Raw genomic sequence first — 22,621 nt, 5'->3', positions numbered from 1 at the left:
ATACACTTCCTTAACTTCACAACTTTCTGAAGCTCGCGTACGTTGCGAACCATGACGAAGGCCATCACCGTGTCCGGGCTGCACAAGTCCTTCGGCCGGACGCACGCCCTGGACGGACTCGACCTGAGTGTCGGCACCGGCGAGGTCCACGGCTTCCTCGGACCCAACGGCTCCGGCAAGTCGACCACCATCCGCGTCCTGCTCGGCCTGCTGCGCGCCGACTCCGGAGCCGCCCAGGTGCTGGGCCGGGACCCGTGGACGGACGCCGTGGAGATCCACCGCCGCATCGCCTACGTCCCCGGTGACGTGACACTGTGGCGCAGCCTCTCCGGGGGCGAGGTCATCGACCTGTACGGGAGGCTGCGCGGGGGTCTGGACCCGCGCCGCCGCGCCGAGCTGGTCGAGCGGTTCGAGCTGGACCCGACGAAGAAGGGCCGTACGTACTCCAAGGGCAACCGGCAGAAGGTCGCCCTGGTCGCCGCGTTCGCCTCGGACGTCGACCTGCTGATCCTGGACGAGCCGACGTCCGGTCTCGACCCGCTGATGGAGGAGGTCTTCCAGCGCTGTGTCGCCGAGGAGCGGGAACGCGGACGGACCGTGCTGCTGTCCTCGCACATCCTCAGCGAGGTGGAGGAGCTGTGCGACCGGGTCAGCATCATCCGCAAGGGGCGGACCGTGGAGAGCGGTTCGCTCGCCGAGCTGCGCCATCTGACCCGCACGAGCGTGAGCGCCGAACTCGCCGGGCCGCCGGGCGGGCTCGCCGGGCTGCCCGGCGTGCACGACCTGGACATACAAGGGCACCGGGTGCGGCTCCAGGTCGACACCGACAAGCTCGACGCGGTGCTGCGCTCGCTGAGCGAGTCGGGCGTGCGGTCGCTGACGTCCACCCCGCCGACGCTGGAGGAGCTGTTCCTGCGGCACTACCAGGACGAGGCCGCCGAGGGCGGGGTGACCGTCCGATGAGCGCCCCGGCCTTCGCCGTACGGCCCGCGAGCTCACGGCAGCTCGCGGGCACGGGCACCCTGGTGCGTTTCGCCCTGCGCCGGGACCGGGTGATGATCCCGGTCTGGGTCGGGGTGAACGCGCTCATGGTGCTGTCCATGCCGAACACGCTCAAGGGCCTGTACGGCACACCGGCCGAACGCGCCGACCTGGTCGGCCGGATGGCGGCCAACTCCTCGCTGCGCGCGATGGTCGGCCCCGTCTTCGGAGACTCCCTCGGCGCGCTGACCGCCTGGCGGACCGGGGTGTACGCGGGCGCGCTGGCCGCCGTGGTCGGACTGCTGGTCGTCGTACGGCACACCCGGGACGAGGAGGAGAGCGGGCGTCAGGAGCTGGTGGCGTCCGGGATGGTCGGGCGCAGGGCCTCGCTGACGGCGGCGCTGCTCGCGGCGGCCGTCGCGAACGGGGTGCTGGCGCTGCTGGTGACGGCCGGACTGGCCGGGCAGGGCGCGGCGGGCGCCCTGGCGTTCGGGCTCGGGATCGCGGGCGTGGGCATGGTGTTCGCGACGACGGCGGCGATCGTGGCCCAGCTGACGGAGAGCGCGCGCCTCGCGCGGGGGCTGACGGCGGCGGCGCTCGGGGCGGCGTTCGTCCTGCGGGCGGCGGGCGACTCCGCGACGGACGACGGCTCGTCGCCGCTGACCTGGGCGTCACCACTGGGCTGGCTGACGAACCTGCGGGCGTTCACCGGTGAACGGTGGTGGGTGCTGGGGCTGCTCGCGGGGGCGGCGCTGGTCCAGGGGGCGGTGGCGTACGCGCTCGCCGGCCGCCGGGACCTCGGCATGAGCTTCCTGCCGAGCCGTCCGGGACCGGCCGCCGGGCGGCTGGGCGGCGCGGGGGCGCTGGCCTGGCGGTTGCAGCGGGGCGGCGTGCTCGGCTGGAGCGTCGGGTTCCTGCTCGCCGGGCTGGTGTACGGCGGGATGGCCGAGGGGGCGGCCGATCTGGTCGGCGACAACGAGGGCGCCCGGGAGGTCTTCCGCCGGATGGGCGGGCAGTCCGGGCTGACCGACGCGTTCCTCGCGGCGATGACCGGGATCCTCGGCCTGGTGGCCGCCCTGTACGTCGTGGCGTCGGTGCTGCGGCTGCACGGCGAGGAGACCTCGGGGCGGGCCGAACCGGTCCTCGCGGGGGCGGTCGGACGGCTGCGCTGGGCCGCCGGGCACCTGGTGGTGGCGTTCGGCGGGACGGTGCTGCTGATGCTGCTCGCGGGGGCGGGGCTCGCCCTCGGCCACGGCGAGGGTGCGGGTTCCCTGCTGGCGGCGTGCCTGGTGCAGGTACCGGCGGTGTGGGTGATCGGCGGGGTCGCGGTGCTGCTGTACGGGCTGGCGCCCGGGGCGGCGACGGGCGCGTGGGGCGTGGCCGGTGCGGTGCTGCTGATCGGCTGGGTCGGCCCGGCGCTGGACGTACCGCGGGCGGTGCTGGACCTGTCGCCCTTCGGCCATCTGCCGAAGCTGCCGGGCGGGGAGATGGCGTGGCCCCCGGTGCTGCTGCTCACGGCGCTCGCGGCGGCTCTGGTGGCGGCGGGGCTGGCCGGGCTGCGGCGCAGGGACATGACCGCGTGACGGGTGGTGGCCGTCAGTCCACGTACTGCTTGAGCTCCTCGGTGTCCAGCTCGATGCCGACGGGCTCCGGAAGCACGACCCTCTTGCCCAGCTGACGCTTCTGGACGTTCCGGTAGCCGACCTCTGGGTCCGGGTCGCTGTGCACGAGGACCGAGCGACGGTCGCGGTCGATCAGCAGGTAGACGGGGATTCCGGCTTCGGCGTAGGCCTGAGGTTTCTCCACACGGTCGCGGTTGTGCGTGTCCGAGTCGAAGGAGGTGACCTCCACCGCCATCAGCACGCCGTTGGTGTCCGCCCAGTCCCCCTGCCCCGCGAAGTGGGCGACGGGGGCGAGCACCGCGTCCGGCCGGGCCCTGCCCTTGCGGTAGGACTCCACCTTCAGCCCTTGCACAGGGCTGAGATCGAGTTCGGGCCTGGCCTGCATGCACTGACGGAGCAGCCACATGATGATCGCGCCGTGATTGCCGTTCGTCACTTTCCTGAGCCCGATCCGTCCGTTGATGAACTCGAAACTGACGGTCTCGTCCTCACGCTCGGCGAACTCGGCGATCCGCTCGAACATGTCCACCGACAACCGGGATGACGCGCGTTCTGCCATAACCGTCATGGTGCCCCCCTCCGCAGGCGGACACCAGCTTGACGAGCCATCCACGTCCCTCACCGGACATCGGCCGGTGATCAGCCGAACGGGTGATCACCCCAGCTCCACGGCCAGTCCTTCCAGGCCCCTGATCACGAAGTTCGGCTTCCGCTGCGGCTCCGCCGCGAGCCGCAGCGTCGGCGCCTTCTCCAGCAGCGCCCGCATCGAGGCCGCCAGCTCGATGCGGGCCAGCGGCGCGCCGATGCAGTAGTGGATGCCGGCGCTGAAGGAGATGTGGGGGTTGTCCCGGCGGGTCAGGTCCAGACGGGAGGGGTCGGCGAAGACCGCCGGGTCGTGGTTGGCGGAGCCGAAGAGCATCGCGATCTCCGCGCCCCTCGGGATCGCCTGGCCGTCGATCTCGATCTCGTCGAGCACCCAGCGCTCGAAGAGCTGGAGCGGGGTGTCGTAGCGCATCAGCTCCTCCACGGCGGAGGGCACCAGCGTGTGGTCCGCGCGCAGGGCGGCCAGCTGGCCGGGGTTGCGGAACAGGGCCCACCAGCCGTTGACCGTGGAGTTCACCGTCGCCTCGTGGCCCGCGTTCAGCAGCAGCACGCAGGTGGAGATCATCTCCTGCTCGGTGAGCCGGTCGTCGTCCTCGTCGTGGGCGGCGATCAGGCCCGAGATCAGGTCGTCGCCCGGGTTCTCGCGGCGCTCGGCGATCAGGTCGCGCAGGTAGTCCGAGAACTCGGCCGACGCCCGGACCGCCCTCGCCGCCGCCTCCTCGGACGGGTTCAGCTCGTACATCCCGCAGATGTCCGCCGACCAGGGGCGCAGCGGCGCCCGGTCCGCCTCCGGGATGCCCAGCATCTCGGCGATCACCGCCACCGGCAGCGGCTCGGCGACGTCCTTGAGCAGGTCACCGCCGCCCGCCTCGACCAGCGCGGACACCAGGTCCGCCGCGAGGTCGCGCACGTACGGCCCGAGGCGCTCCACCGTGCGCGGGGTGAACGCCTTCGACACCAGGCGGCGGATGCGGGTGTGGTCCGGCGGTTCGAGGTCGAGCATGCCGTGGTCGTTGAGGGTGTGGAACGGCTCGTGCTCCGGCGGGGGCGGCGTGCGGCCGAACTCCTCGTGGGTGAAGCGGTGCAGATACGTCCGGCCCAGGCGCCGGTCGCGCAGCAGCGCCGAGACGTCCGCGTGGTGCGCGACCAGCCACTGGTCCGTCGGCTCGAAGTACCGCACCCGGCCCCGCTCCCGCAGCTCGGCGTAGGCCGGGTAGGGGTCGGCGACGAACGCGGGGTCCCACGGGTCGAAGGCGAGGTCGTCAAGGGCTGCCATGGACGGACGGTAGCCCGGAAACCGGCCCCTGACCAGGGGGTCAGCCGGGCGTCACCAGCCGCGCCTCGTACGCGAACACCGCCGCCTGGGTGCGGTCCCGCAGGCCCAGTTTCACCAGGATCCGGCTGACGTGCGTCTTGATCGTCGACTCGGCGACCACCAGCCGCCCGGCGATCTCCGCGTTCGACAGGCCCTGCGCGATCAGCACCAGCACCTCCGTCTCCCGCTCGGTCAGGTCGCCGTACGCCGCCTGCGCGGACGGCATCAGCCGCGGCGCCTCGGACAGCTTGGAGAACTCGGTGATCAGGCGCCTGGTGACCGTCGGCGCGAGCAGCGCCTCCCCGGCCGCGACGACCCGCACCCCGTCCGCGAGCTGACGGGCCGAGGCGTCCTTCAGCAGGAAGCCGGAGGCACCCGCGCGCAGCGCCTGGTACACGTACTCGTCGAGGTCGAACGTGGTCAGCACCAGCACCTTCGCCGCGCCGTCGGCGGCGACGATCTCCCGCGTCGCCTCGATGCCGTTCAGCTCGGGCATGCGGATGTCCATGAGGACGACGTCGGGGGCGAGCTCGCGGACCCGCTCGACCGCCTCCCGGCCGTTGACGGCCTCACCGGCCACCTCGATGTCCGGCATCGCGCCCAGCAGGACCGAGAAGCCCTCGCGCACCATCATCTGGTCGTCCGCGATCAGGACGCGAATGGTCATGCGTCACCCTCGATCACCGTGGCGACCGGCAGGAACACGGCGACCTCGTAACCGCCGTCGTCGGTGGGGCCGGCCGTCATCTCGCCGTCCAGCATGGAGACCCGTTCCCGCATGCCCGTGATGCCGTGACCGGCTCCGGGCGAGGGCTTCACCAGGCTGGGCTCGGGCGCCGGACCGTTGACGACGCGCACGCCGAGGCCGCCCAGGACGTACCCGATCTCGACGCGGGCGCTCGCGCCGGGCGCGTGCCGCAGGCTGTTGCTCAGCGCCTCCTGCACGATCCGGTACGCCGACAGCTCCACGCCCTGCGGCAGCTCCCGCACCGCGCCGGTCACCACCTTCTCCACCTCCAGACCGGCGCCCTGCACGTTGACGAGCAGGGCGTCCAGGTCGCCGAGGGTGGGCTGCGGGGCGTCCGGGGCCTCGTAGTCCTCCGCGCGGACCACGCCGAGGATGCGGCGCAGCTCGGTGAGGGCGGCCACCGCGTTCTCCCGGATGGTGGCGAAGGCGCGCTCCAGCTCCGGCGGCGGGTTCTCCACCCGGTACGGCGCGGCCTCGGCCTGGATGGCGACCACGGACATGTGGTGGGCGACCACGTCGTGCAGCTCGCGGGCGATGGTGGTGCGCTCCTCCAGCAGCGTCCGCCGGGACCGTTCGCGCGCCGTCACCGTCTGCTGGGCGGTCACCTCCTGCTGGGCGGTGTGCCGGACGTGCCAGAGGGAGACCACGAGCAGGGCGAAGGCGGACGTCACCATCATGGGGCCGCTGTTCGTGTAGTAGTACGACCCGCCGAAGACGACGTCCGAGAGGAAGGCGTACGCGGAGGTCAGCACCCACATCCAGACGGCGGTGCGGGGCCGGGTGCGCAGCGCCACGACGACCAGCACCGCCAGGTGGGAGATGAACGCGCCGGGCATCCACGGCCACTCCAGGCCGTTGCCGTAGAGAATCGCCACCACCGGGGTCACGGCGAGCGACAGCCAGAAGGCGCCGACCGGCCGGACGAGTGTGGCGAGTACAGGCAGCGCACACAGCACCCCGCTCAGCAGGGCCGGTACGTCACCGCCGGGCAGCCCGCTCGACAGCGCACCGACGGCCAGAGCGAGCAGCGCGACCGCACCCACCACCGCGTGCGGGAGGTGCTGCGCGGCCGTCCGCAGCCTGCCGGGCAGCCTGCGGACGAACGGGCCGTCCGTGTTCCGGGGCGGCAGCGGGCGGTATGCGAAGGGGTCCTGGAACAGATCCCGGCGCAGTCCCCGCAAAGCATTCTGGGCCAGCCGGTACTCCGGGCTGCGGGTCCCGGCTCCGTGCTGCTGGTGCGTCGTCTCGGTCACGCTCACACCGTAGGCCGACCGGGTGGTCGCGGTCGTCCCCGCTGAGACGGGTTCCGGGGCGTCCGTCTCAGGTACTACGCAGGCCGCACCCGGGGTGCCCCTCAGTACCCGGAGGGGCGCACCAGCCCCGACTCGTACGCGAACACCGCGGCCTGGGTGCGGTCCCGCAGGCCCAGTTTCACCAGGATGCGGCCGACGTGCGTCTTCACGGTCTGCTCGGCCACCACCAGCCGTACGGCGATCTCCGCGTTCGACAGGCCCTGCGCGATCAGCGCGAGCACCTCCGTCTCACGTTCGGTCAGCTCGCCGACGCGCTGTCGGGGCGGGGTGCTGCGGGGCCGGGGGTCCAGCCGGGAGAACTCGGCGATCAGGCGCCGGGTGACGCCCGGTGCGAGCAGGGCGTCACCCGCCGCCACCACCCTTACCGCTTCTGCGAGTTGGTCGGCGGAGGCGTCCTTCAGCAGAAAGCCGGACGCCCCGGCGCGCAGCGCCTCGTACACGTACTCGTCGAGGTCGAAGGTGGTCAGGACGAGCACCTTGATGTGCGGGGTGGCGGTGGTGATGCGGTCGGTGGCCTCGATACCGCCGAGTTCGGGCATGCGGATGTCCATCAGGACGACGTCCGGGGTGAGTTCGGCGACCTGCGCGACCGCGTCCACTCCGTTCACCGCCTGGCCGACGACCTCGATGTCGGGCTGCGTGTTCAGCAGCACGGTGAAGCCCTGCCGGACCATCTGCTGGTCGTCGGCGACGAGTACGCGGATCATGCGGTGCCGTCCTGAGGAAGGGGTTCGGAAGCGGGCGTGGCGGAGACCGGGAGGTAGGCGTCGACCCTGTAGCCCCTGCCCGACCAGCGGCCGGCCGTCAGCCTGCCCCCCAGCATCACGGCCCGCTCCCGCATGCCGAGCAGCCCGTGCCCGGCGCCGGAGGACGGCGGAGCCTCACGGGCCGGGCCGGTGTTGACGACCTCCACCCGAAGCCCCCGCGGATCGTAGGCCAGGGTGACGTGCGCGGTCGCGCCGGGCGCGTGCCGCAGGACGTTGCTCAGCGCCTCCTGCACGATCCGGTACGCCGACAGTTCCACGCCGGGCGGCAGCGGGCGCCGTTCGCCGGTGATCTCGGTGGTGACGGTCAGTCCGGCGGCGCGGGTGTTCTCCACCAGCGCCTCCAGCCGGTCGAGGGTGGGCTGCGGAGCGTCCGAGCGCTCGCCGGGGGCGGCGTGCTCGGAGCGCAGCACGTCCAGCACGCGGCGCAGTTCGGTCAGCGCCTCGACGGCGTTCTGGCGGATGCCGGCGAGGTTCTCCTTGAGTTCGTCCGTCGGCTCCGGCACGAGGTGCGGGGCGACCTGGGCCTGGATGGAGATCACCGACATGTGGTGGGCCACCACGTCGTGCAACTCCCGTGCGATACGGCTGCGTTCCTCCAGGAGGGTGCGGCGGGCGCGTTCCTCGGCGGTGAGCGTGGTCTGCTGCACCAGCTCCGCGCGGGCCTCGCGGCGGCCGCGCAGGGCGGTGCCGAGGACGACGGCAACGGCGAACAGCATGACGGCGGTCTGGCCGGTGGGTGAGTAGTTCCACGCGCCCCAGAGGCCCTGGAGAACATAGGTGAGCAGTGCCGTCAGAGCCAGTGCCGCGACGGACACGCGGGTGCGGACCCGCAGGGCGAGCAGCAACAGGATGAGCAGGTGGGCCGCGATCCCCCAGGGGGTCCAGGGCCACTGGAAACCGTCGATCTGGCCGGCCATCAGCATGCGGCGCAGCAGGACGGCACCCGCCAGCGAGGCGACGAGCGACAACCACAGTGCCGGAACCGGGCGCCGCAGTGCGAGGACGACCGCACCGCTCTGCCCGGCCGCGACCAGCACGGAGCCCTCCTGAGGGAGCCTTCCCTCCCCCAGGAGGTGGTCCAGGTCTCCGACGAGGATGCCGAACGCCGCCAGGCACACCACTCCGTGCGGCAGCCAGCGCACCCAGAGGGACGGCGGCAGCGGGTCCGCTCGCATCGTCACCAGGTCGTCCCGCAGTACGCCCAGCCACTGCCGGACGAGCCCCGCCCCCGTGTTCGTCACGCCGTTCAGCCTAGACATGCCGTACGTCCTCCGTCGCCGGCCGGTGGGCGCGGACCACCCGGGACCGTCCGCGCCGCCGCCCTCCACCGCCCCGCTCCCAGGACCGGAACGCGGACACGCAGACGGCGAGGGCGAGGACGAACACCGGCAGCCAGACCAGCCGGGCGGCGACCCAGCCGAGGCCGTCCGGGACGGTGTGCAGACCGGGCAGGCGCCCGGCGGGCAGGGCGGTGGCGGTGGTCGCCATGAGGGCCGTCTGGTGCCACAGGAAGACCGTCATCGCGCAGAGGTTCACCAGCGCGACCGCCGCCCACGCGACGGGCCGGCGCATCGCGCCGCGCAGCCGCTCCCGCAGCAGCAGCGCCAGCCCGCACTGGGCGAGGCCGAACGTCACGGCGGCGAGCGTCGGCGGGTTGAGGTTGGACACCTCGGCGCCCGGGACGCCGACCATCGACGCCGGGTAGCCGGCGAAGGCGACGAGCGCGGCCGTGGCCGCCGTACCGGCGACCAGGAGGAGCCGGCCGGACCTGCGCCGTTCCAGCTCGCCCCGGGTCCAGGCGGCGCCCAGGGTGTACGGCACCAGCCAGCCCGCGGCCAGGTTCAGCCAGCCGAGCCCGTCGGGGGCGCCGAGGCCGAAGCGCAGCAGGTCGACGTGGAGGACGACGGCGAGCGGCCACAGCGGGTGCAGGCGGGTCAGGAGCGGGGTCGCGGCGGTGAGGGCGGCGAAGACCAGCAGGAACCAGAGCGGGGACAGGGCGAGCTTCGCCAGAGCGCGGACGGTCGCGTACTCGGCGCCGGAGAGCAGCAGCACGGCCGTGACGATCGTCCACAGGGTGAGGACGGCGGCGACCGGCTTGAACAGCCGGGTCAGCCGGTCCCGCAGCCAGCGGTAATACGGGACGCCACGGGCACGGGCCGAGGCGTACCCGCGGGTCGCGACATGGCCGCCGACCAGGAAGAACACGCCGAGCGTCTGGAACGCCCAGGAGACCGGGGCCAGCCACGGCATGTGCTGGAGCGGGCTGGCCGTGTGCAGGGTGCGGCCGTCGGAGACGAGCGCGGTGACGAGCCAGTGGCCGAGCACGACACCGAGGATGGCGAGGGCGCGCAGGGCGTCCACGGCGCGGTCGCGGTGGGGCGGGGTGGCCGCGTCGACGCGCGCGGCGGAGCGCCGTATCGCGGTGGTGAGGCGACTCATGAGGTCACCGCCCGGGTGTCGCCCAGGACGATCCGGGTGAGGTTGGCCAGGGAGACGGAACCGGGGGCGAAGTAGTCGCTGTGGCCGCCGGCGCCGGCCGCGAAGACGCGGGCGCCGAAGGCCGGGGAGACGGGGTCGGTGCCGAAGCCGACGGTGGTGCCGAGGAGGCCGACGCTGAGGTGGGGGACGTTCTCCACCCAGTCGTCGGCGCCCCGGGCGGCCCAGACCCTGGCCCGCGTGCGCAGGCCGGCGGCGGTGTCGGCGCCGGTGCCGGGGCTGCCGAGGAGGGCGATGTCGTCGACGTCGAGGCCGTCGGCGGCTTCGGCGCAGACGACGGAGCCGTAGGAGTGGCAGAGGAGGGAGACACGGGCGCGCGGTCCCGCGACGGCGCGCACGTCGCGGACCAGCGCGCGGAGTCCGGGTGCGGCCTCCTCCGCGCGGTCGGTGGTGGCGACGGCGGTGCCGAGGGTGCCGGGGGTCTCGTAGCCGAGCCAGGCCACGACCGCCGTGCGGGTGCCGTCCGGGGTTTCGTCGGCGAGGCGCGCGTGCAGGGCGAGGGCGGCGGCGCGGAACCGGCCGTAGGTGTCGAGACCGGTGTCGGATCCGGGGACGAGGACGGCGACCCGGCCGGCGCGCGCGAGGTCACCGAGCACCTCGGTGACCCGTCCGGTCCCGCGCCCGTCGAAGTGCAGCAACTGCCTTCCGGACAAGACACGTTCGACGCCGGCCCGCCGCCGGTCCCCGTACTCGGCGGCCATACGGGCCGCTTCCAGGGCGTTGGCCCGGTTGGCGGCGTAGGCCGAGCCGAGGGTCGCCGCGGAAGGCGCCGCGAGCACGGCAGGCCCCGGCGCGGGCACTTGCGGCCGAGCCGCCCCGGCGAGGGGCACAGCCACCGCCCCGGCGACAAGCACCGCGAGAGCACCACGCCACCACCGCCCACCCCGGCGACCACGGCCGCCGACGCTCCCACGACCGCCCCCGCCCCTGCGCCACCGCCCCATCGTGGTCGTACCTCCCCCTCAGCCCGGCCATCGGGCCCACCAGGAAGGGAAGTTACGGATCCACTCGAGTAACCCGCGTCCCACCGGGGGACTCACTCGCGGGGTAGCTCCGAGGTACTACGGGTATGACCGGCCGCGGCCCGGAAGAGGGGCTCACCAGGCGAGCTGGGCGATCTCCTCCGCCACCACCGCACACGCGTCCGCCGCCGGATCGATCAGCGGGAAGTGCCCGACGTCCTCCAGCAGCGTCACCCCCACCACCTCCCCCGCCTTCGCCGCGGCCTCCGCGTACGACTCGGCGACCGCCTGCGGCACGTCGATGTCGGTGCGGCCCTGCACGAGGGTGGTGGCGATCCCGGTGGGAAGCAGCAGCGCGGGGTCGGCGTACGCCAGACGCGCGGTGAAGTGGTCTTCGCCGCCCAGGAGCTGGCGCACCGCGCCACCGCACACGCCGAGCTTGTCGGCGACCGCGAGGTCGGCGATCGGGGCGAGGGCGACGACACCGCGCAGGGACGGGGGACCGTCCGTGCGCCAGGCGGCGTCGGCGGGCAGGAGATGCCGGGCGGCGGCCCACAGCGCCAGGTGGCCGCCGGCCGAGTGGCCGGTGAGCACGACGCGGCGCGGGTCGGCCCCCGGCAGGTGCTCCCGGACCAGGGCGGGCAGGGCGTCCAGCGCGGCGGCGACGTCGTCGAAGGTGCCGGGCCACCGCCCGGCGACCGCGGCACCGCCGCCCGGCTCCCCGCGCCGGTACTCGACACTGGCCACCGCGAAGCCACGGCCGGCCAGGAAGGCCGCGAACGGGCTGATGTGGCGCCGGTCGTAGGGCGCACGCCAGGCACCGCCGTGCAGGACCACGACGACGGGCGCGGGACCGCCCGCCCCGCGCGGCACGTAGAGGTCGATCAGCTGGTCCGGGTCGTCGCCGTACGTCACCGTGGCGTCGGGGTCCACGGGCGGGTGGGAGAGGGCCGACTCCTCCTCGGCGGCGGCCCGGGCGGCTGCGGCGTCGTCCGTCATGCTCCAACCTCTCAGCGGTACAACGTAGGTGACGGACCGGGCGGGAACGCGGCCGTTTGGCCGGGACGGTATCAGGGCGGCCACGTGCCCCGACATGGGGATGTCACGCTCGGTCAGCGGGCCGGGGGCGACGCCGTACGACGACGCCCCCGGCCCCGGACTACGCCAGCACCTCCGCCAGCACCCGCGCCGCCCGCTCCACGTCCGCGAAGCCGACGTACAGCGGGGTGAAGCCGAAGCGGAGCACGTCGGGGTGGCGGAAGTCGCCGACCACGCCCCGCTCGATCAGCCGCCCCATCACGTCACCCGCGTCCGGGCAGCGCAGGGCGACCTGACTGCCCCGCTCCGCGTGCGCGCGCGGCGTCACGCACTCGACCCGGCCCGCGGGCACGTACTCCTCGACGCACTCCAGGAAGAAGTCCGTCAGCGCCAGCGACTTGGCCCTGACCGCGTCGACCGTCACGCCGTCCCAGACCTCCAGCGCCGCCTCCAGGGCGAGCATGGAGAGGATGTCCGGGGTGCCGACCCGCCCGCGCACCGCGCCCGCCGCCGGCTCGTACTCCGGGCGCATGCCGAAGGGCTCCGCATGGGAGTTCCAGCCGGGCAGCGGGGAGTCGAAGCGGTCCTGCAGATCCGCGCGCACGTACAGGAACGCCGGTGAACCGGGGCCGCCGTTCAGATACTTGTAGGTGCAGCCGACCGCCAGGTCCACGCCGTGCTCGTCGAGGCCGACCGGCAGCGCGCCCGCGCTGTGGCACAGGTCCCAGACGACCGGCGCGCCCGCCGCGTGCACGGCCGCGGTGAGCGACGGCAGGTCGTGCAGCCGGCCGGTGCGGTAGTCGACGTGGTTGAGCAACACGGCGGCCGTGCGGTCACCGAGCACGCCGGGGACCTCGGACGGGGTCACCGGGCGCAGCGTGCAGCCGGTCATCCGGGCCGCCGACCCGGCGATGTAGCCGTCCGTGGGGAACGTGGTCGCGTCGACCACGATCTCGTCCCGCCCGGAATCCGCCGGCCGCGCCAGACGCACCGCGCCCACCAGGGCCTTGAACAGGCCGACACTCGTCGAGTCACCGACCACGATCTGCCCGGCCGCCGCGCCGACCAGCGGCGCGATCCGGTCGCCGATCCGCTCCGGCGCCGTCCACCAGCCGCCTTCCGTCCAGGACCGGATCCGCAGCTCGCCCCACTGCCGGCGCACCACGTCCTCGACCCGGCCGGGGACGGCGGCGGGCAGCGCGCCCAGCGAGTTGCCGTCCAGGTAGACCACGTCGTCGAGCACGAACTCGGCCCGCTTGGCGGCCAGTTCGTCGGCCCCGTCGAGCTTCTGGGCCTTCGCCGCGAGCTCAGACATAGGACCGCGCCGTCCACAGCTCGGGGAACACGCTCTTCTGCGCCCGCTTCTCCAGCCAGGCCACCCCGGCGGAGCCGCCCGTGCCGGTCTTGGCGCCCATCGCGCGGCGGGTGGCGACCAGGTGGTCGTTGCGCCAGCGCCACACCAGCTCGGCGACATCGGTCAGCGCCTCGCCGAGCCGTGCCACCTCGTCCCGCTCGTCACCCGAGTAGACGGCGGTCCACACCGACTCCACCTCGGGCGACGGCTCGTACCGTCGCGACACGTCGCGCCGCAGCACCTCCTCCGGGACCGCGTGCCCGCGCCGCGCGAGGAACCGCAGCACCTCGTCGTACAGGCTCGGCTCGTGCAGCGCCTTCTCCAGCTCGGCGTGCACGCGCGGCGCGCCCCGGTGCGGGACCAGCATGGACGCGGACTTGTCACCGAGCAGGAACTCCATGCGCCGGTACATCGCCGACTGGAAGCCCGAGCCCTCGCCGAGCGCGCCGCGGTAGGAGTTGAACTGCGCGGGGGTGAGCCCGCTCAGCGGCTTCCAGGAGGCGTTCAGCGCCTCCAGCTCCCGCACGGACCGCTTCAGCGCGTCGACCGCCGTCGGGACGTCGTCCTCGCGCAGCGCCTTCGCCGCGGTCTCCCACTCGTGGACGATGACGGTGAACCACAGCTCCATCACCTGGGTGGTGACCAGGAAGACCATCTCTCCGGGATCGTCGGAGAGGGTGTGCTGGAGGTGGGTGAGGACGTCGGCCTTGACGTAGTCCTCGTAGGGAGTCGTTCCCTGGAAGTCGAGATGCGGGGTCTCGGGCTCGTGAGCCTCGTGGGACATCGCTGTCTCCTGCATGTGTACTCCGGGTAGCGGTCCGCCCCTGCCGTTACCGGCACGGGGGCCCCGGTCCCCACGGTGCATCCTGCGTAATCGTCCCCCGGAACCGCAAGGCCCGCCTGCTCACAGGCGGGCCCCGGACAGGTCACGGCTCAGCCCAGGACCTGGGCCGCCGTCGGGGAGGAGTCCTTCAGGAACTGCGCGCAGCGCTCGTACTCCTCCTGCTCGCCGATCGCCTGCGCGGCGCGGGCGAGGGCGTGCAGGGCGCGCAGGAAGCCCCGGTTGGGCTCGTGATCCCACGGCACCGGGCCGTGGCCCTTCCAGCCGTTGCGGCGCAGCGCGTCCAGTCCGCGGTGGTAGCCCGTGCGGGCGTACGCGTAGGACTCCACGACGCTGCCCCGCTCGAACGCCTCGTCGGCCAGCCGGGCCCAGGCCAGGGAGGAGGTGGGATACTTGGCGGCGACGTCGGCGGGCGTGGTGCCCGAGGCGAGCAGCTCGCGCGGGCCGGGGTCGTCGGGGAGGTGGGTGGGGGGCGGGCCCCCGAGGAGGTTCTCGTGAATGGACATGGTCCCAGTCTCGTACATCAGCGCGCCCGGCTCCCGCGCCGCCTCCCCGCCTCCAGCGGAGGCACCGCCACGCTGCCGTGGGTGCGGCACTCCGGCCGGCAGCAGTCCGGTGCGGGGCGGCGTACCGTCGCGAAGGCGACGGCGGAGCCGATCACCAGGACGCCGGCGCACAGCGCCATCGCCCGGCGGAACGCGTCGTCGAAGGCGTCCGGAACGCGGTACGCCTCCGGGCCCATCCCGGTGAGCAGCGGCAGCGCGGCCACCGCGACCAGGCCGGCGGCGCGGGCGGCGGCGTTGTTGATGCCGCTGGCCAGGCCCGCGCGGGCGGTGTCCACGGAGGCGAGGACGGTCGCGGTGAGCGGCGCCACCAGGGTGACCATGCCGAGGCCGAGCACCAGCAGCGCGGGCAGCACGTCGGCGGCGTACGAGGCGCCCGGTCCGACGCGCAGCATCAGCAGCATCCCGGCCGCGCACAGCAGCGGCCCGGCGGTGAGCGGGATGCGCGGGCCGATCCGGTCGCCGAGCTCCCCCGACCGGGCTGAGAGCAGCAGCATCAACGCGGTCGTGGGCAGCAGGGCCGTGCCGGCGGCGAGCGCGGACCAGCCGACGACGACCTGGAGCTGGAGCGCGGCGAGGAAGAAGAAGCCGCCGAAGGCCGCGTAGACGCACAGGGTGACCACGTTGACCGCCGAGAACTGGCGGGAGGCGAAGATGTCGAGCGGCATCATGGGATCCGGGCGGCGCTTCTCGACGAGGACGAAGGCGACCGCGGCGGCCAGACCGGCGACGGCCGAGGCGGTGACCACGAGGGAGCCCTCGCCGGCCTCGATCAGCGCGTACGTCACCAGCGCGAGGGCGACCGCGCCGAGCGCCGCGCCGAGGACGTCGAACCGGCCCTCGGCCTTCCCGCCCGCCGACTCCGGCACGTGGCGCAGGGCGACGGGGGCGCAGAGCAGGGCGAGCGGCACGTTGAGCAGGAACACCCAGCGCCAGCCGGGCCCGTCCACCAGCCAGCCGCCGACGAACGGGCCGACCGCCGCTCCGATCCCGCCGAAGCCGGACCACAGGCCCACCGCGCGGCCCCGGTCGTCGGGGTGGATGGACGCCTGGATGAGGGCGAGCGAGCCGGGCGTGAGCAGCGCGCCGCCGACGCCCTGGAGGGCCCGGGCGGCGATGAGGACGCCGGCGTTCGGGGCGAGGCCGCACAACAGGGAGGCCGCGGCGAACCACAGCACCCCGATGACGAACACCTTGCGCCGCCCGAACCGGTCGCCGAGCGCCCCGCCGAGCAGGATCAGCCCGGCCAGCGTGACCATGTAGGCGTTGACGGTCCACTGCAGGGCGGCGAGGTCGGCGTCGAGAGCGCGGCCGATGCGCGGGAGGGCGACGTTGACCACGGTCGAGTCGAGCAGGGCCATGCTGGAGCCGAGGACCGTGGTGAGCAGGATCCACCTGCCCTGCGGGGAGGCCAGCCGGACGTCGGGCATGCGGCGAGCATACGGAAGAGCCCGGCACCGCGGCGGGTGCCGGGCTCGACGCGTCGTGCTACTTGAGGCGGGTGCCGGTGGAGCGCAGGTTCTGGCAGGCCTCGAGGACGCGGGCCGCCATGGACGCCTCGGCCAGCTTGCCCCAGGTGCGCGGGTCGTAGGTCTTCTTGTTGCCGACCTCGCCGTCGACCTTCAGGACGCCGTCGTAGTTGCGGAACATGTGGTCGGCGACCGGACGCGTGAACGCGTACTGGGTGTCCGTGTCGATGTTCATCTTCACGACGCCGTTCTCCAGCGCGGTGAGGATCTCCTCCGGGGAGGAGCCCGAGCCGCCGTGGAAGACGAAGTCGAACGGCTGGGAGCCGGCCGGCTTGCCGTACTTGGCGGCGACGCCCTCGTTGAGCTCCTTCAGCAGCTCGGGACGGAGTACGACGTTGCCCGGCTTGTACACGCCGTGCACGTTGCCGAAGGACGCGGCGAGCAGGTAGCGGCCCCTGTCGCCGAGGCCGAGGGCCTCGGCGGTGCGGACGGCGTCGTCGACCGTGGTGTAGAGGGAGTCGTTGATCTCGTGCGAGACGCCGTCCTCCTCGCCGCCGGTCGGGGTGATCTCGACCTCGAGGATGATCTTCGCGGCGCGGGCGCGCTCGAGGAGCTCCTGGGCGATGCTCAGGTTGTCCGCGAGGGTCTCCGCGGAGCCGTCCCACATGTGGGACTGGAACAGCGGGTTGCGGCCGGCCCTGACGCGCTCCTCGGACACCGCGAGCAGCGGACGCACGTACCCGTCGAGCTTGTCCTTCGGGCAGTGGTCGGTGTGCAGGGCGATGTTGACGTCGTACTTCTCGGCGACGATGTGCGCGAACTCGGCCAGGGCGACCGCGCCGGTCACCATGTCCTTGCTGTGCTGGCCGCCCAGGAACTCGGCGCCGCCCGTCGAGATCTGGACGATGCCGTCGCTCTCCGCCTCGGCGAAGCCGCGCAGTGCCGCGTGCAGGGTCTGGGACGAGGTGACGTTGATGGCCGGGTAGGCGAACTTTCCTGCCTTCGCCCGGTCCAGCATCTCGTTGTAGACCTCGGGAGTTGCGATGGGCATCTGTCCGCTCCTTATGCGTGCGGTGTGGCGTACTGCGTACTGTCGGCCCTGACCTGGAACCTTGGCTGCGACGTCATTGTCGGCCCCATCTTCCCAGACGTGGCCGACTGGTCGACGGTGCAGGCCGAGTCGTTATCGCGGTGATGTCGGACCGGCGGCCGGACGGCCGGGCGGCCGGGCGGATCAGTCGAGGCCGAGCTCGTCCTTGGAGTAGGCGAACAGGTACGGCACCCCGGCGCCCTCCTGGATCTTCTCGGCGGCTCCGGTCGCCCGGTCGACGATGGTCGCGACGGCCACGACCTCCGCGCCGGCCTCGCGCACGGCCTCGACGGCGGTCAGCGGGGAGCCGCCGGTGGTGGAGGTGTCCTCGACGACGAGGACCCGGCGGCCCTTGATCTCCGGGCCCTCGACGCGCCGCTGGAGCCCGTGGGCCTTGGCGGCCTTGCGCACGACGAAGGCGTCGAGACGGCGGCCGCGCGCGGCGGCGGCGTGCAGCATGGCGGCCGCGACCGGGTCGGCGCCCATGGTCAGCCCGCCCACCGCGTCGAAGTCCAGCTCCGCGGTCAGGTCCAGCAGCACCTGCCCGACCAGCGGGGCGGCCTCGCCGTCGAGGGTGACGCGGCGCAGGTCGACGTAGTAGTCGGCCTCCAGACCGGAGGAGAGGGTCACCTTGCCGTGCACCACGGCCTTGTCCTTGATCTGCTGCAGCAGCGCGCCGCGTGTGTCGGTCATGCCAGCCAGCTTAAAGGCGGGTCCAGGCCCAGGTCGTCGAGGCCTCCAGCGGCTCCAGCGGGGTGACCAGGCGCGGGTGCGTGTTCAGCCCGTCCGGCGGCCCGGTCTGCGGCTCCACGCAGACGGCCTCGCGCTGCTCGTCGTACACCACGACCCACTGCTCGCGGCTGGTCACCCGGAGCTCGAGCCGCCCCGGCCAGGTGAGGGTGACGTCCACGCCGTCGGGCACCCCGAAGCAGTCGTCCCAGGGCCCCGGCCGCGGCTCGACGCGCCGCCCGGTCGGCAGGTGGTCCTCCCCGCGCTCCTCCTGCCAGGCGGGCGCGAAGCCGATGCGCACGTCCTGGTCGCCCAGGGTGCGGTTGAACCACGGGTGCCAGCCGATCTGCGCGGGGAAGGACGACTCGTACGTCTCCACGCTCATCGTCAGCGTCAGGGACCCCTCGGTGAGCGCGATCTGCTGGGTGACCCGCCCCGGGTACGGCCACGGCTCGGCGAGGTCGTACGTCAGCACGGCCTCGTCGGTGCTCTTGCGGGCGGTGTGCCAGGCGGTGTCGCGTGCGGTGCCGTGGATGGCGTGCGGCGGTGCGTTGAGCGGCATCTGGTGCACGGCGGCGCCGTCCCGGAACCGGCCCTCACGGATCCGTCCGCACCAGGGCACCATCGGGAAGCACCCGAACCGCTCCCCCTGCCGCAGCAACTCCACGCCGCCGACCCGCAGCCCACCGACCCGCCCGCCGTTCCCCGGCAGCACGTCCACCTCCGCGTCTCCCGCGGTCAGCGTGATGTGTTCGTTACTCACGCCACGACCCTACTGGGACGATCAAGGGGGCGTCATCGCGACGGCCCGCCGACCCGACGCCGTCGACGGGCCCGTCCGTCCGGGCTCAGTGACGCCTGCGCAGGGCGCGGATCGCCACGACCGCCGAGGCGACGGCCAGGGCCGCCGCCGGGGCCGCCCAGCGCAGGGGGGTACCGGAGGAGACGGTCTGCGGGGCGGGGACGGGGGCGTAGCGGCCCCGGGGCGGGGCGTGGTCCACCTCTTCGGCGCTGCGGCCGATCATCGTCCGCCGGGCGTGGGCCGCCTCCGCGACGGAGTCCTCCTCGTCCTCGGGGGCGGGCGGCCTCTCCGCACCGAAGCCGGACGCGTCGCCCGCCGCGCCCGGCGCGGGAGCAGACGCATCCGCGTCGGAGGCCGGAGCGATGTCGCCCGAGGCGGGCGCGGACGCGTCCGGCGCGGCGTCGCCCGCGTCCGGGGTGGTCCCGTCCGGCGCGGGCGTGGACCGCGCGGCGTCGCCCGCACTCCGGGCAGACTCGTCCGGCGCGGGCGTGGACGGCGGGGCCTCGCCCGCACTCCGGGCAGACTCGTCCGGAGTGGGCGTGGACCGCGCGGCGTCACCCGCACTCCGGGCAGACTCGTCCGGCGCAGCCGTGGATCGCGCGGCGTCGCCCGCGTCCGGGGTGGTCTCGTCCGGCGCGGGCGCGGGCGCGGGCGGCGCGGTGTCGCCCGCACTCCGGGCGGACTCGTCCGGAGTGGGCGTGGGCGTGGACGGCGGGGCGTCGTCCGCGTCCGGGGTGGTCTCGAAGTCGGTGGTGGCCCGGGGCTCGAAGTCACCCGTGGACAGCAGTTCCGGGGACTCCGGGCCCGCCGGGGGTTCGGGCGGCCGCTGTCCCCCGTCCGGCTCCGGGCCGTCCGGGGCCCCGTCCGCAGCCCCGGAACCGGAATCCGGTCCGGGCGCCTCCTCCGCCACGGCCCCCAGGTTCTCCGCGAAGCGGTTCAGCAGGCGGGTCACCGCCGCCGCCACCGCTTCCGCGGGGAGTTCCGTGACGCGGCCGCCGGCCGTCGCCGTGCCGGTGACCACGAGGTCGGTCCCGGCCTCCGCGGGCCGCAGACGCAGCCGGAGCGCCAGCTTCACCGCGCCGCTGCCCCGGGTCTCCGCCGCGTCCCCGTCGACGGCGTAGGAGCCGTCGTCCCGCGCGGCCACCCGCACCGCGCCCCGGTACGTGACGGAGTGGCTGCCGACGCGGACCTTCAGGCGGCCGGCGACGGGATCCGCACCGGCGTCGTGCTGGAGCCCGGGCACCGCCCGGGCGACCCGCGCGGGGTCGTCCAGCACCTCCCTGAGCCGCTCCACCGCGACCGGAACGAACACCTCGTGCTCCATGAGTCCGGAGCCTACCCAGACCACGCCGGGCTGCACCCCCGTCGGCGGGAAGTCGCGGCGCGTCGGTGCGGAACGCGGTAGGGGGCTCAGCCGGAGTACCGCGGATGGACCAGCGTGGACGGCGGCAGACCGCGCACACGGGTGCGCCCGGCGGCCCGGACGTCCGCCGCGAGGGACGCGTCGGTGAGCGTGCGCGGCCGGGGCCCGGACGGGTCGAGTCGCGGCCCGGGGGCGTGCCGTGCGGCCAGCACGAACCCCCAGTCGCGGTGGGCCCGGGCGGTCACAGGGACGCGGTCGGGCCCGGCGGCGAAACCTGCCTGCCGGCCGCGCACGCGGTACGCCGCGGTGCGCAGCCCCGCCGCGCGGAGCGTCGCGTCCACGGTCCAGAAGTCGCGCGGGCGGGAGGCCACCGCGCCCCCGTGCACCACGAGCCGCCCGCCGGGCGCCAGCACCCGCCGGGCCAGCCCGTAGAACTCCCGCGAGTACAGCTTCGTGCTCGCGGTGATCCCGGGATGCGGCAGATCCGAGACCACCACGTCGTACGCCGCCGGGGGCGCCCCCCGCAGCCAGTCGAAGGCGTCCGCGGTGGTGACGCGCACGCGCGGGTCGTCGAGGGAGTGCGCGTTCAGCGCGGACAGCGCCGGGTCGTGGCGGGCCAGCCGCACCACTCCCGCGTCCAGTTCGACGACGTCGACCCGGTGCGCCCCGGGGTGGCGCAGCACCTCGCGCGCGGCCAGCCCGTCACCGCCGCCGAGGACGAGCACGCGCGCGTGGGGGCCGTTCATCGCGGGGAGCACCAGCGCCTCGTGGTACCGGAGTTCGTCCCGCCCGCCGACCCGCAGCCGCCCGTCGAGGAACAGGTTGAGCGGCCGCCCGTCCCGCCCGCCGGTGAGCAGCACCTCCTGCACGTCCGTCCGCAGGGCCACCCGTATGTCCGAGCCGTACAGGGCGTGCCGGGCCGCCCGTTCGAAGTCGTCGGCGAGGACGGCGGCCGAGCCGAGGACCGCCAGCACGCACACGTTGGCGGCGACCAGCGTCCGGCGCGCACGGCGCGTGAGGTCCTGCCGGAACAGCCCGAGCACCAGCGCGCCACCGACGACCGCGTTGACGGCCCCCGTGATCAGCGCACCGGTCAACTGGCCGAGCAGCGGCAGGAGGAGGAAGGGAAAGGCGAGCCCTCCGACCAGCGCGCCGACGTAGTCCGCCGCGGACAGGTCGGCCACCGCGCCCCCGGCGTCCTGCCGGCGGATCCGCTGGATCAGCTCCATCAGCAGCGGCACCTCCGCCCCGATCAGCAGCCCGGTGGCGAGGGAGAAGGCGACCAGCAGCGCACGCGGACCGCTCGCCCACATCCCGCCCCAGTCCCCCGTCCAGGCGAACACGGCGTACAGGGCCATCGCACTGCACCCGCCGACCAGTGCCAGGGCCGCCTCGACGGCGCCGAACCCGGCCGCCGCGTGCCGCCGCAGCCGCTTCGCGGCCAGGGAGCCGATGCCCATCGCGAAGACCATCACGGACAGCACGACGGACGCCTGGGTGACCGAGTCGCCCATCAAGTACGTCGCGAGCGCGACGAGTTCCAGCTCGTACACGAGTCCGCAGGCCGCGCAGACGAACACGCCCGCGAGGACCAGGAACCGCCCGGTGCCCTGCCGCACGGGCAGCGGCAACGCGCATCCCGCGTCGCCACCGGGACCGTCCGAGGACTGCGCGGAGCCGGGCGGCGCGGGGGCGTGCGGTTCGATCACGCCAGCGACGTTACGTTACTGCTCCACAGCGCAACGTCACCCACACGCGTGATGTTTGTTTACGCCCGCCCCGCACCGGTACGCGCGATCGACCGCACGCCCACCTTCGTCCGCGTGGCCACCAGCTGCCCGTCCTGCGGATAGGCGTGCCAGGTCCGCCAGTGGACCTGGCCCTCGTGCCACTGGGCCAGCATCGCGGTGAACGCGTGCGGACTGCCGGGGAAGACGCCGGCGAGACCCTGCGGGTGGTCGGAGACCAGCGCGAGCAGCTCCTGCGCCCGGCCCGCGAAGGAACCCGGGGGCAGCACCTCGACCCGGGCGGCGAACTCGTACTCCCAGTCGTCCACGCGCTTGGCCACGCCCAGCGGAAGCGGCGTACTGCTGCCCGGGATGCACGCCACCGTCTCCGAGCACAGGCCCCTCTCCTCCTCCACCAGCACCTGGTGGGACGCGCCCAGCAATCGCAACTGGAGCTTCACCCCGGTCAGTTCGAGGTCGAGCGTGGCCAGCGCGGGAAGCGGCTCACGCCCCAGGGCCCAGGCGAGGTCGGCCGCGCGGGTGTCGGAGTAGGCGGTGTTCAGGGTCGTGAGCATGGATCGGCTCCGCAAGCACACAAGGAGAGGGAGGGAGATGAGGGTCCGCGCGCTCCGGTCGCACCGGAGAACCCGGCCCGGCAGCCCGGTCACCCGGCCGGAAGAAGGGTCCGCGGGGAGTCCGAGGGCTGCGCTGGTGATTTATAGGGAATCATGAACTGTGGCGCCACCACAGGATTTTTACCCAACTTCGTGGGGTTTCCATCCCCTCGGGGGCTCCTCAGCTCAACTGTTCAACCCCCAAGTACGCCCCCGAGCAACGG

Annotated in this window: 21 protein-coding genes; 2 read left to right on the top strand and 19 right to left on the bottom strand. The window is 73.9% G+C overall.

Features of this window, described 5'->3' with window-relative positions; all coding sequences use genetic code 11:
- Positions 1 to 51 precede the first annotated feature (51 nt).
- A complete protein-coding gene (locus F1615_RS07845) occupies positions 52 to 963 on the top strand; it encodes an ABC transporter ATP-binding protein (protein ID WP_149548131.1) in 912 nt (303 codons plus the stop codon).
- The gene (locus F1615_RS07840; RefSeq protein ID WP_149548130.1) at positions 960 to 2,564 is read left to right on the top strand and encodes an ABC transporter permease; all 1,605 of its coding nucleotides are present in this window, start codon (positions 960 to 962) and stop codon (positions 2,562 to 2,564) included. Before F1615_RS07845 ends, F1615_RS07840 begins: the two co-directional genes overlap by 4 nt.
- A gap of 13 nt (positions 2,565 to 2,577) precedes the next feature.
- Here the strand turns inward: F1615_RS07840 and F1615_RS07835 are convergent, their stop codons facing one another.
- The 19 genes from F1615_RS07835 to F1615_RS07745 all read right to left on the bottom strand — a co-directional run bounded on the left by F1615_RS07835 (position 2,578) and on the right by F1615_RS07745 (position 22,358).
- Positions 2,578 to 3,171 carry a Uma2 family endonuclease gene (locus tag F1615_RS07835; protein WP_149548129.1) on the bottom strand — a complete coding sequence of 198 codons (594 nt, stop codon included), beginning with the start codon at positions 3,169 to 3,171 and terminating at the stop codon, positions 2,578 to 2,580.
- An 87-nt stretch (positions 3,172 to 3,258) separates the two neighbouring features.
- Positions 3,259 to 4,482, bottom strand: coding sequence for a cytochrome P450 (locus F1615_RS07830; RefSeq protein ID WP_149548128.1), 1,224 nt, complete (start codon positions 4,480 to 4,482; stop codon positions 3,259 to 3,261).
- 40 nt (positions 4,483 to 4,522) lie between these two features.
- On the bottom strand, positions 4,523 to 5,188 hold the full coding sequence (locus F1615_RS07825; RefSeq protein ID WP_149548127.1) for a response regulator: 666 nt from the start codon (positions 5,186 to 5,188) through the stop codon (positions 4,523 to 4,525).
- Positions 5,185 to 6,522 carry a sensor histidine kinase gene (locus tag F1615_RS07820; RefSeq protein ID WP_244328667.1) on the bottom strand — a complete coding sequence of 446 codons (1,338 nt, stop codon included), beginning with the start codon at positions 6,520 to 6,522 and terminating at the stop codon, positions 5,185 to 5,187. Before F1615_RS07820 ends, F1615_RS07825 begins: the two co-directional genes overlap by 4 nt.
- Before the next feature lie 101 nt (positions 6,523 to 6,623).
- On the bottom strand, positions 6,624 to 7,289 hold the full coding sequence (locus F1615_RS07815) for a response regulator (protein WP_149548125.1): 666 nt from the start codon (positions 7,287 to 7,289) through the stop codon (positions 6,624 to 6,626).
- On the bottom strand, positions 7,286 to 8,608 hold the full coding sequence (locus F1615_RS07810; protein WP_149548124.1) for a sensor histidine kinase: 1,323 nt from the start codon (positions 8,606 to 8,608) through the stop codon (positions 7,286 to 7,288). The genes F1615_RS07815 and F1615_RS07810 overlap by 4 nt, the downstream gene beginning before the upstream one ends.
- Positions 8,601 to 9,788 carry an acyltransferase family protein gene (locus F1615_RS07805; RefSeq protein WP_149548123.1) on the bottom strand — a complete coding sequence of 396 codons (1,188 nt, stop codon included), beginning with the start codon at positions 9,786 to 9,788 and terminating at the stop codon, positions 8,601 to 8,603. The genes F1615_RS07810 and F1615_RS07805 overlap by 8 nt, the downstream gene beginning before the upstream one ends.
- Positions 9,785 to 10,789, bottom strand: coding sequence for an alpha/beta hydrolase (locus tag F1615_RS07800; RefSeq protein ID WP_149548122.1), 1,005 nt, complete (start codon positions 10,787 to 10,789; stop codon positions 9,785 to 9,787). Before F1615_RS07800 ends, F1615_RS07805 begins: the two co-directional genes overlap by 4 nt.
- Before the next feature lie 153 nt (positions 10,790 to 10,942).
- The gene (locus F1615_RS07795; protein WP_149548121.1) at positions 10,943 to 11,806 is read right to left on the bottom strand and encodes an alpha/beta hydrolase; all 864 of its coding nucleotides are present in this window, start codon (positions 11,804 to 11,806) and stop codon (positions 10,943 to 10,945) included.
- 160 nt (positions 11,807 to 11,966) lie between these two features.
- The gene (gene kynU / locus F1615_RS07790) at positions 11,967 to 13,160 is read right to left on the bottom strand and encodes a kynureninase (protein ID WP_149548120.1); all 1,194 of its coding nucleotides are present in this window, start codon (positions 13,158 to 13,160) and stop codon (positions 11,967 to 11,969) included.
- Positions 13,153 to 13,983, bottom strand: a complete 831-nt coding sequence (locus F1615_RS07785; protein ID WP_149548119.1) for a tryptophan 2,3-dioxygenase family protein — start codon at positions 13,981 to 13,983, stop codon at positions 13,153 to 13,155. The genes kynU and F1615_RS07785 overlap by 8 nt, the downstream gene beginning before the upstream one ends.
- A 149-nt stretch (positions 13,984 to 14,132) precedes the next feature.
- Positions 14,133 to 14,546 carry a DUF3151 domain-containing protein gene (locus tag F1615_RS07780; RefSeq protein ID WP_149548118.1) on the bottom strand — a complete coding sequence of 138 codons (414 nt, stop codon included), beginning with the start codon at positions 14,544 to 14,546 and terminating at the stop codon, positions 14,133 to 14,135.
- Positions 14,547 to 14,563: 17 nt separating this feature from the next.
- Positions 14,564 to 16,033, bottom strand: a complete 1,470-nt coding sequence (locus F1615_RS07775; RefSeq protein WP_149548117.1) for an MFS transporter — start codon at positions 16,031 to 16,033, stop codon at positions 14,564 to 14,566.
- Positions 16,034 to 16,091: 58 nt separating this feature from the next.
- Entirely contained in the window at positions 16,092 to 17,123 is a 1,032-nt protein-coding gene (fbaA, locus tag F1615_RS07770; RefSeq protein WP_149548116.1) for a class II fructose-bisphosphate aldolase, read from the bottom strand.
- A gap of 183 nt (positions 17,124 to 17,306) precedes the next feature.
- Complete coding sequence (pyrE, locus tag F1615_RS07765; protein ID WP_149548115.1) at positions 17,307 to 17,855, bottom strand: orotate phosphoribosyltransferase; 549 nt, start codon at positions 17,853 to 17,855, stop codon at positions 17,307 to 17,309.
- Positions 17,856 to 17,865: 10 nt separating this feature from the next.
- A complete protein-coding gene (locus F1615_RS07760) occupies positions 17,866 to 18,654 on the bottom strand; it encodes an aldose 1-epimerase (RefSeq protein ID WP_149548114.1) in 789 nt (262 codons plus the stop codon).
- 85 nt (positions 18,655 to 18,739) lie between these two features.
- Positions 18,740 to 20,017 (bottom strand): SRPBCC domain-containing protein, encoded by a 1,278-nt coding sequence (locus F1615_RS07755; protein ID WP_149548113.1) that lies wholly within the window; start codon positions 20,015 to 20,017, stop codon positions 18,740 to 18,742.
- 86 nt (positions 20,018 to 20,103) lie between these two features.
- A complete protein-coding gene (locus tag F1615_RS07750; RefSeq protein ID WP_149548112.1) occupies positions 20,104 to 21,765 on the bottom strand; it encodes a polyamine aminopropyltransferase in 1,662 nt (553 codons plus the stop codon).
- Positions 21,766 to 21,824: 59 nt separating this feature from the next.
- Positions 21,825 to 22,358, bottom strand: coding sequence for a DUF2617 family protein (locus F1615_RS07745; RefSeq protein WP_167533687.1), 534 nt, complete (start codon positions 22,356 to 22,358; stop codon positions 21,825 to 21,827).
- Between the last annotated feature and the right edge of the window lie 263 nt (positions 22,359 to 22,621).

Origin of the sequence: Streptomyces marokkonensis (assembly GCF_008312835.1) — a bacterium.
GTDB classification, from domain to species: domain Bacteria; phylum Actinomycetota; class Actinomycetes; order Streptomycetales; family Streptomycetaceae; genus Streptomyces; species Streptomyces marokkonensis_A.
This window is presented reverse-complemented; position numbering and strand designations above follow the sequence as displayed.

Excerpts from the sequence above, each read along its gene's own strand:
- F1615_RS07825 (WP_149548127.1), bottom strand. The coding sequence starts at position 5,188 with ATGACCATTCGCGTCCTGATCGCGGACGACCAGATGATGGTGCGCGAG.
- F1615_RS07840 (WP_149548130.1), top strand. The coding sequence starts at position 960 with ATGAGCGCCCCGGCCTTCGCCGTACGGCCCGCGAGCTCACGGCAGCTC.
- F1615_RS07830 (WP_149548128.1), bottom strand. The coding sequence starts at position 4,482 with ATGGCAGCCCTTGACGACCTCGCCTTCGACCCGTGGGACCCCGCGTTC.
- F1615_RS07785 (WP_149548119.1), bottom strand. The coding sequence starts at position 13,983 with ATGTCCCACGAGGCTCACGAGCCCGAGACCCCGCATCTCGACTTCCAG.
- F1615_RS07775 (WP_149548117.1), bottom strand. The coding sequence starts at position 16,033 with ATGCCCGACGTCCGGCTGGCCTCCCCGCAGGGCAGGTGGATCCTGCTC.
- F1615_RS07755 (WP_149548113.1), bottom strand. The coding sequence starts at position 20,017 with ATGGAGCACGAGGTGTTCGTTCCGGTCGCGGTGGAGCGGCTCAGGGAG.
- F1615_RS07800 (WP_149548122.1), bottom strand. The coding sequence starts at position 10,789 with ATGGGGCGGTGGCGCAGGGGCGGGGGCGGTCGTGGGAGCGTCGGCGGC.
- F1615_RS07845 (WP_149548131.1), top strand. The coding sequence starts at position 52 with ATGACGAAGGCCATCACCGTGTCCGGGCTGCACAAGTCCTTCGGCCGG.
- kynU (WP_149548120.1), bottom strand. The coding sequence starts at position 13,160 with ATGTCTGAGCTCGCGGCGAAGGCCCAGAAGCTCGACGGGGCCGACGAA.
- F1615_RS07835 (WP_149548129.1), bottom strand. The coding sequence starts at position 3,171 with ATGACGGTTATGGCAGAACGCGCGTCATCCCGGTTGTCGGTGGACATG.
- F1615_RS07745 (WP_167533687.1), bottom strand. The coding sequence starts at position 22,358 with ATGCTCACGACCCTGAACACCGCCTACTCCGACACCCGCGCGGCCGAC.
- F1615_RS07795 (WP_149548121.1), bottom strand. The coding sequence starts at position 11,806 with ATGACGGACGACGCCGCAGCCGCCCGGGCCGCCGCCGAGGAGGAGTCG.
- F1615_RS07815 (WP_149548125.1), bottom strand. The coding sequence starts at position 7,289 with ATGATCCGCGTACTCGTCGCCGACGACCAGCAGATGGTCCGGCAGGGC.
- fbaA (WP_149548116.1), bottom strand. The coding sequence starts at position 17,123 with ATGCCCATCGCAACTCCCGAGGTCTACAACGAGATGCTGGACCGGGCG.
- F1615_RS07810 (WP_149548124.1), bottom strand. The coding sequence starts at position 8,608 with ATGTCTAGGCTGAACGGCGTGACGAACACGGGGGCGGGGCTCGTCCGG.
- pyrE (WP_149548115.1), bottom strand. The coding sequence starts at position 17,855 with ATGACCGACACACGCGGCGCGCTGCTGCAGCAGATCAAGGACAAGGCC.
- F1615_RS07805 (WP_149548123.1), bottom strand. The coding sequence starts at position 9,788 with ATGAGTCGCCTCACCACCGCGATACGGCGCTCCGCCGCGCGCGTCGAC.
- F1615_RS07780 (WP_149548118.1), bottom strand. The coding sequence starts at position 14,546 with ATGTCCATTCACGAGAACCTCCTCGGGGGCCCGCCCCCCACCCACCTC.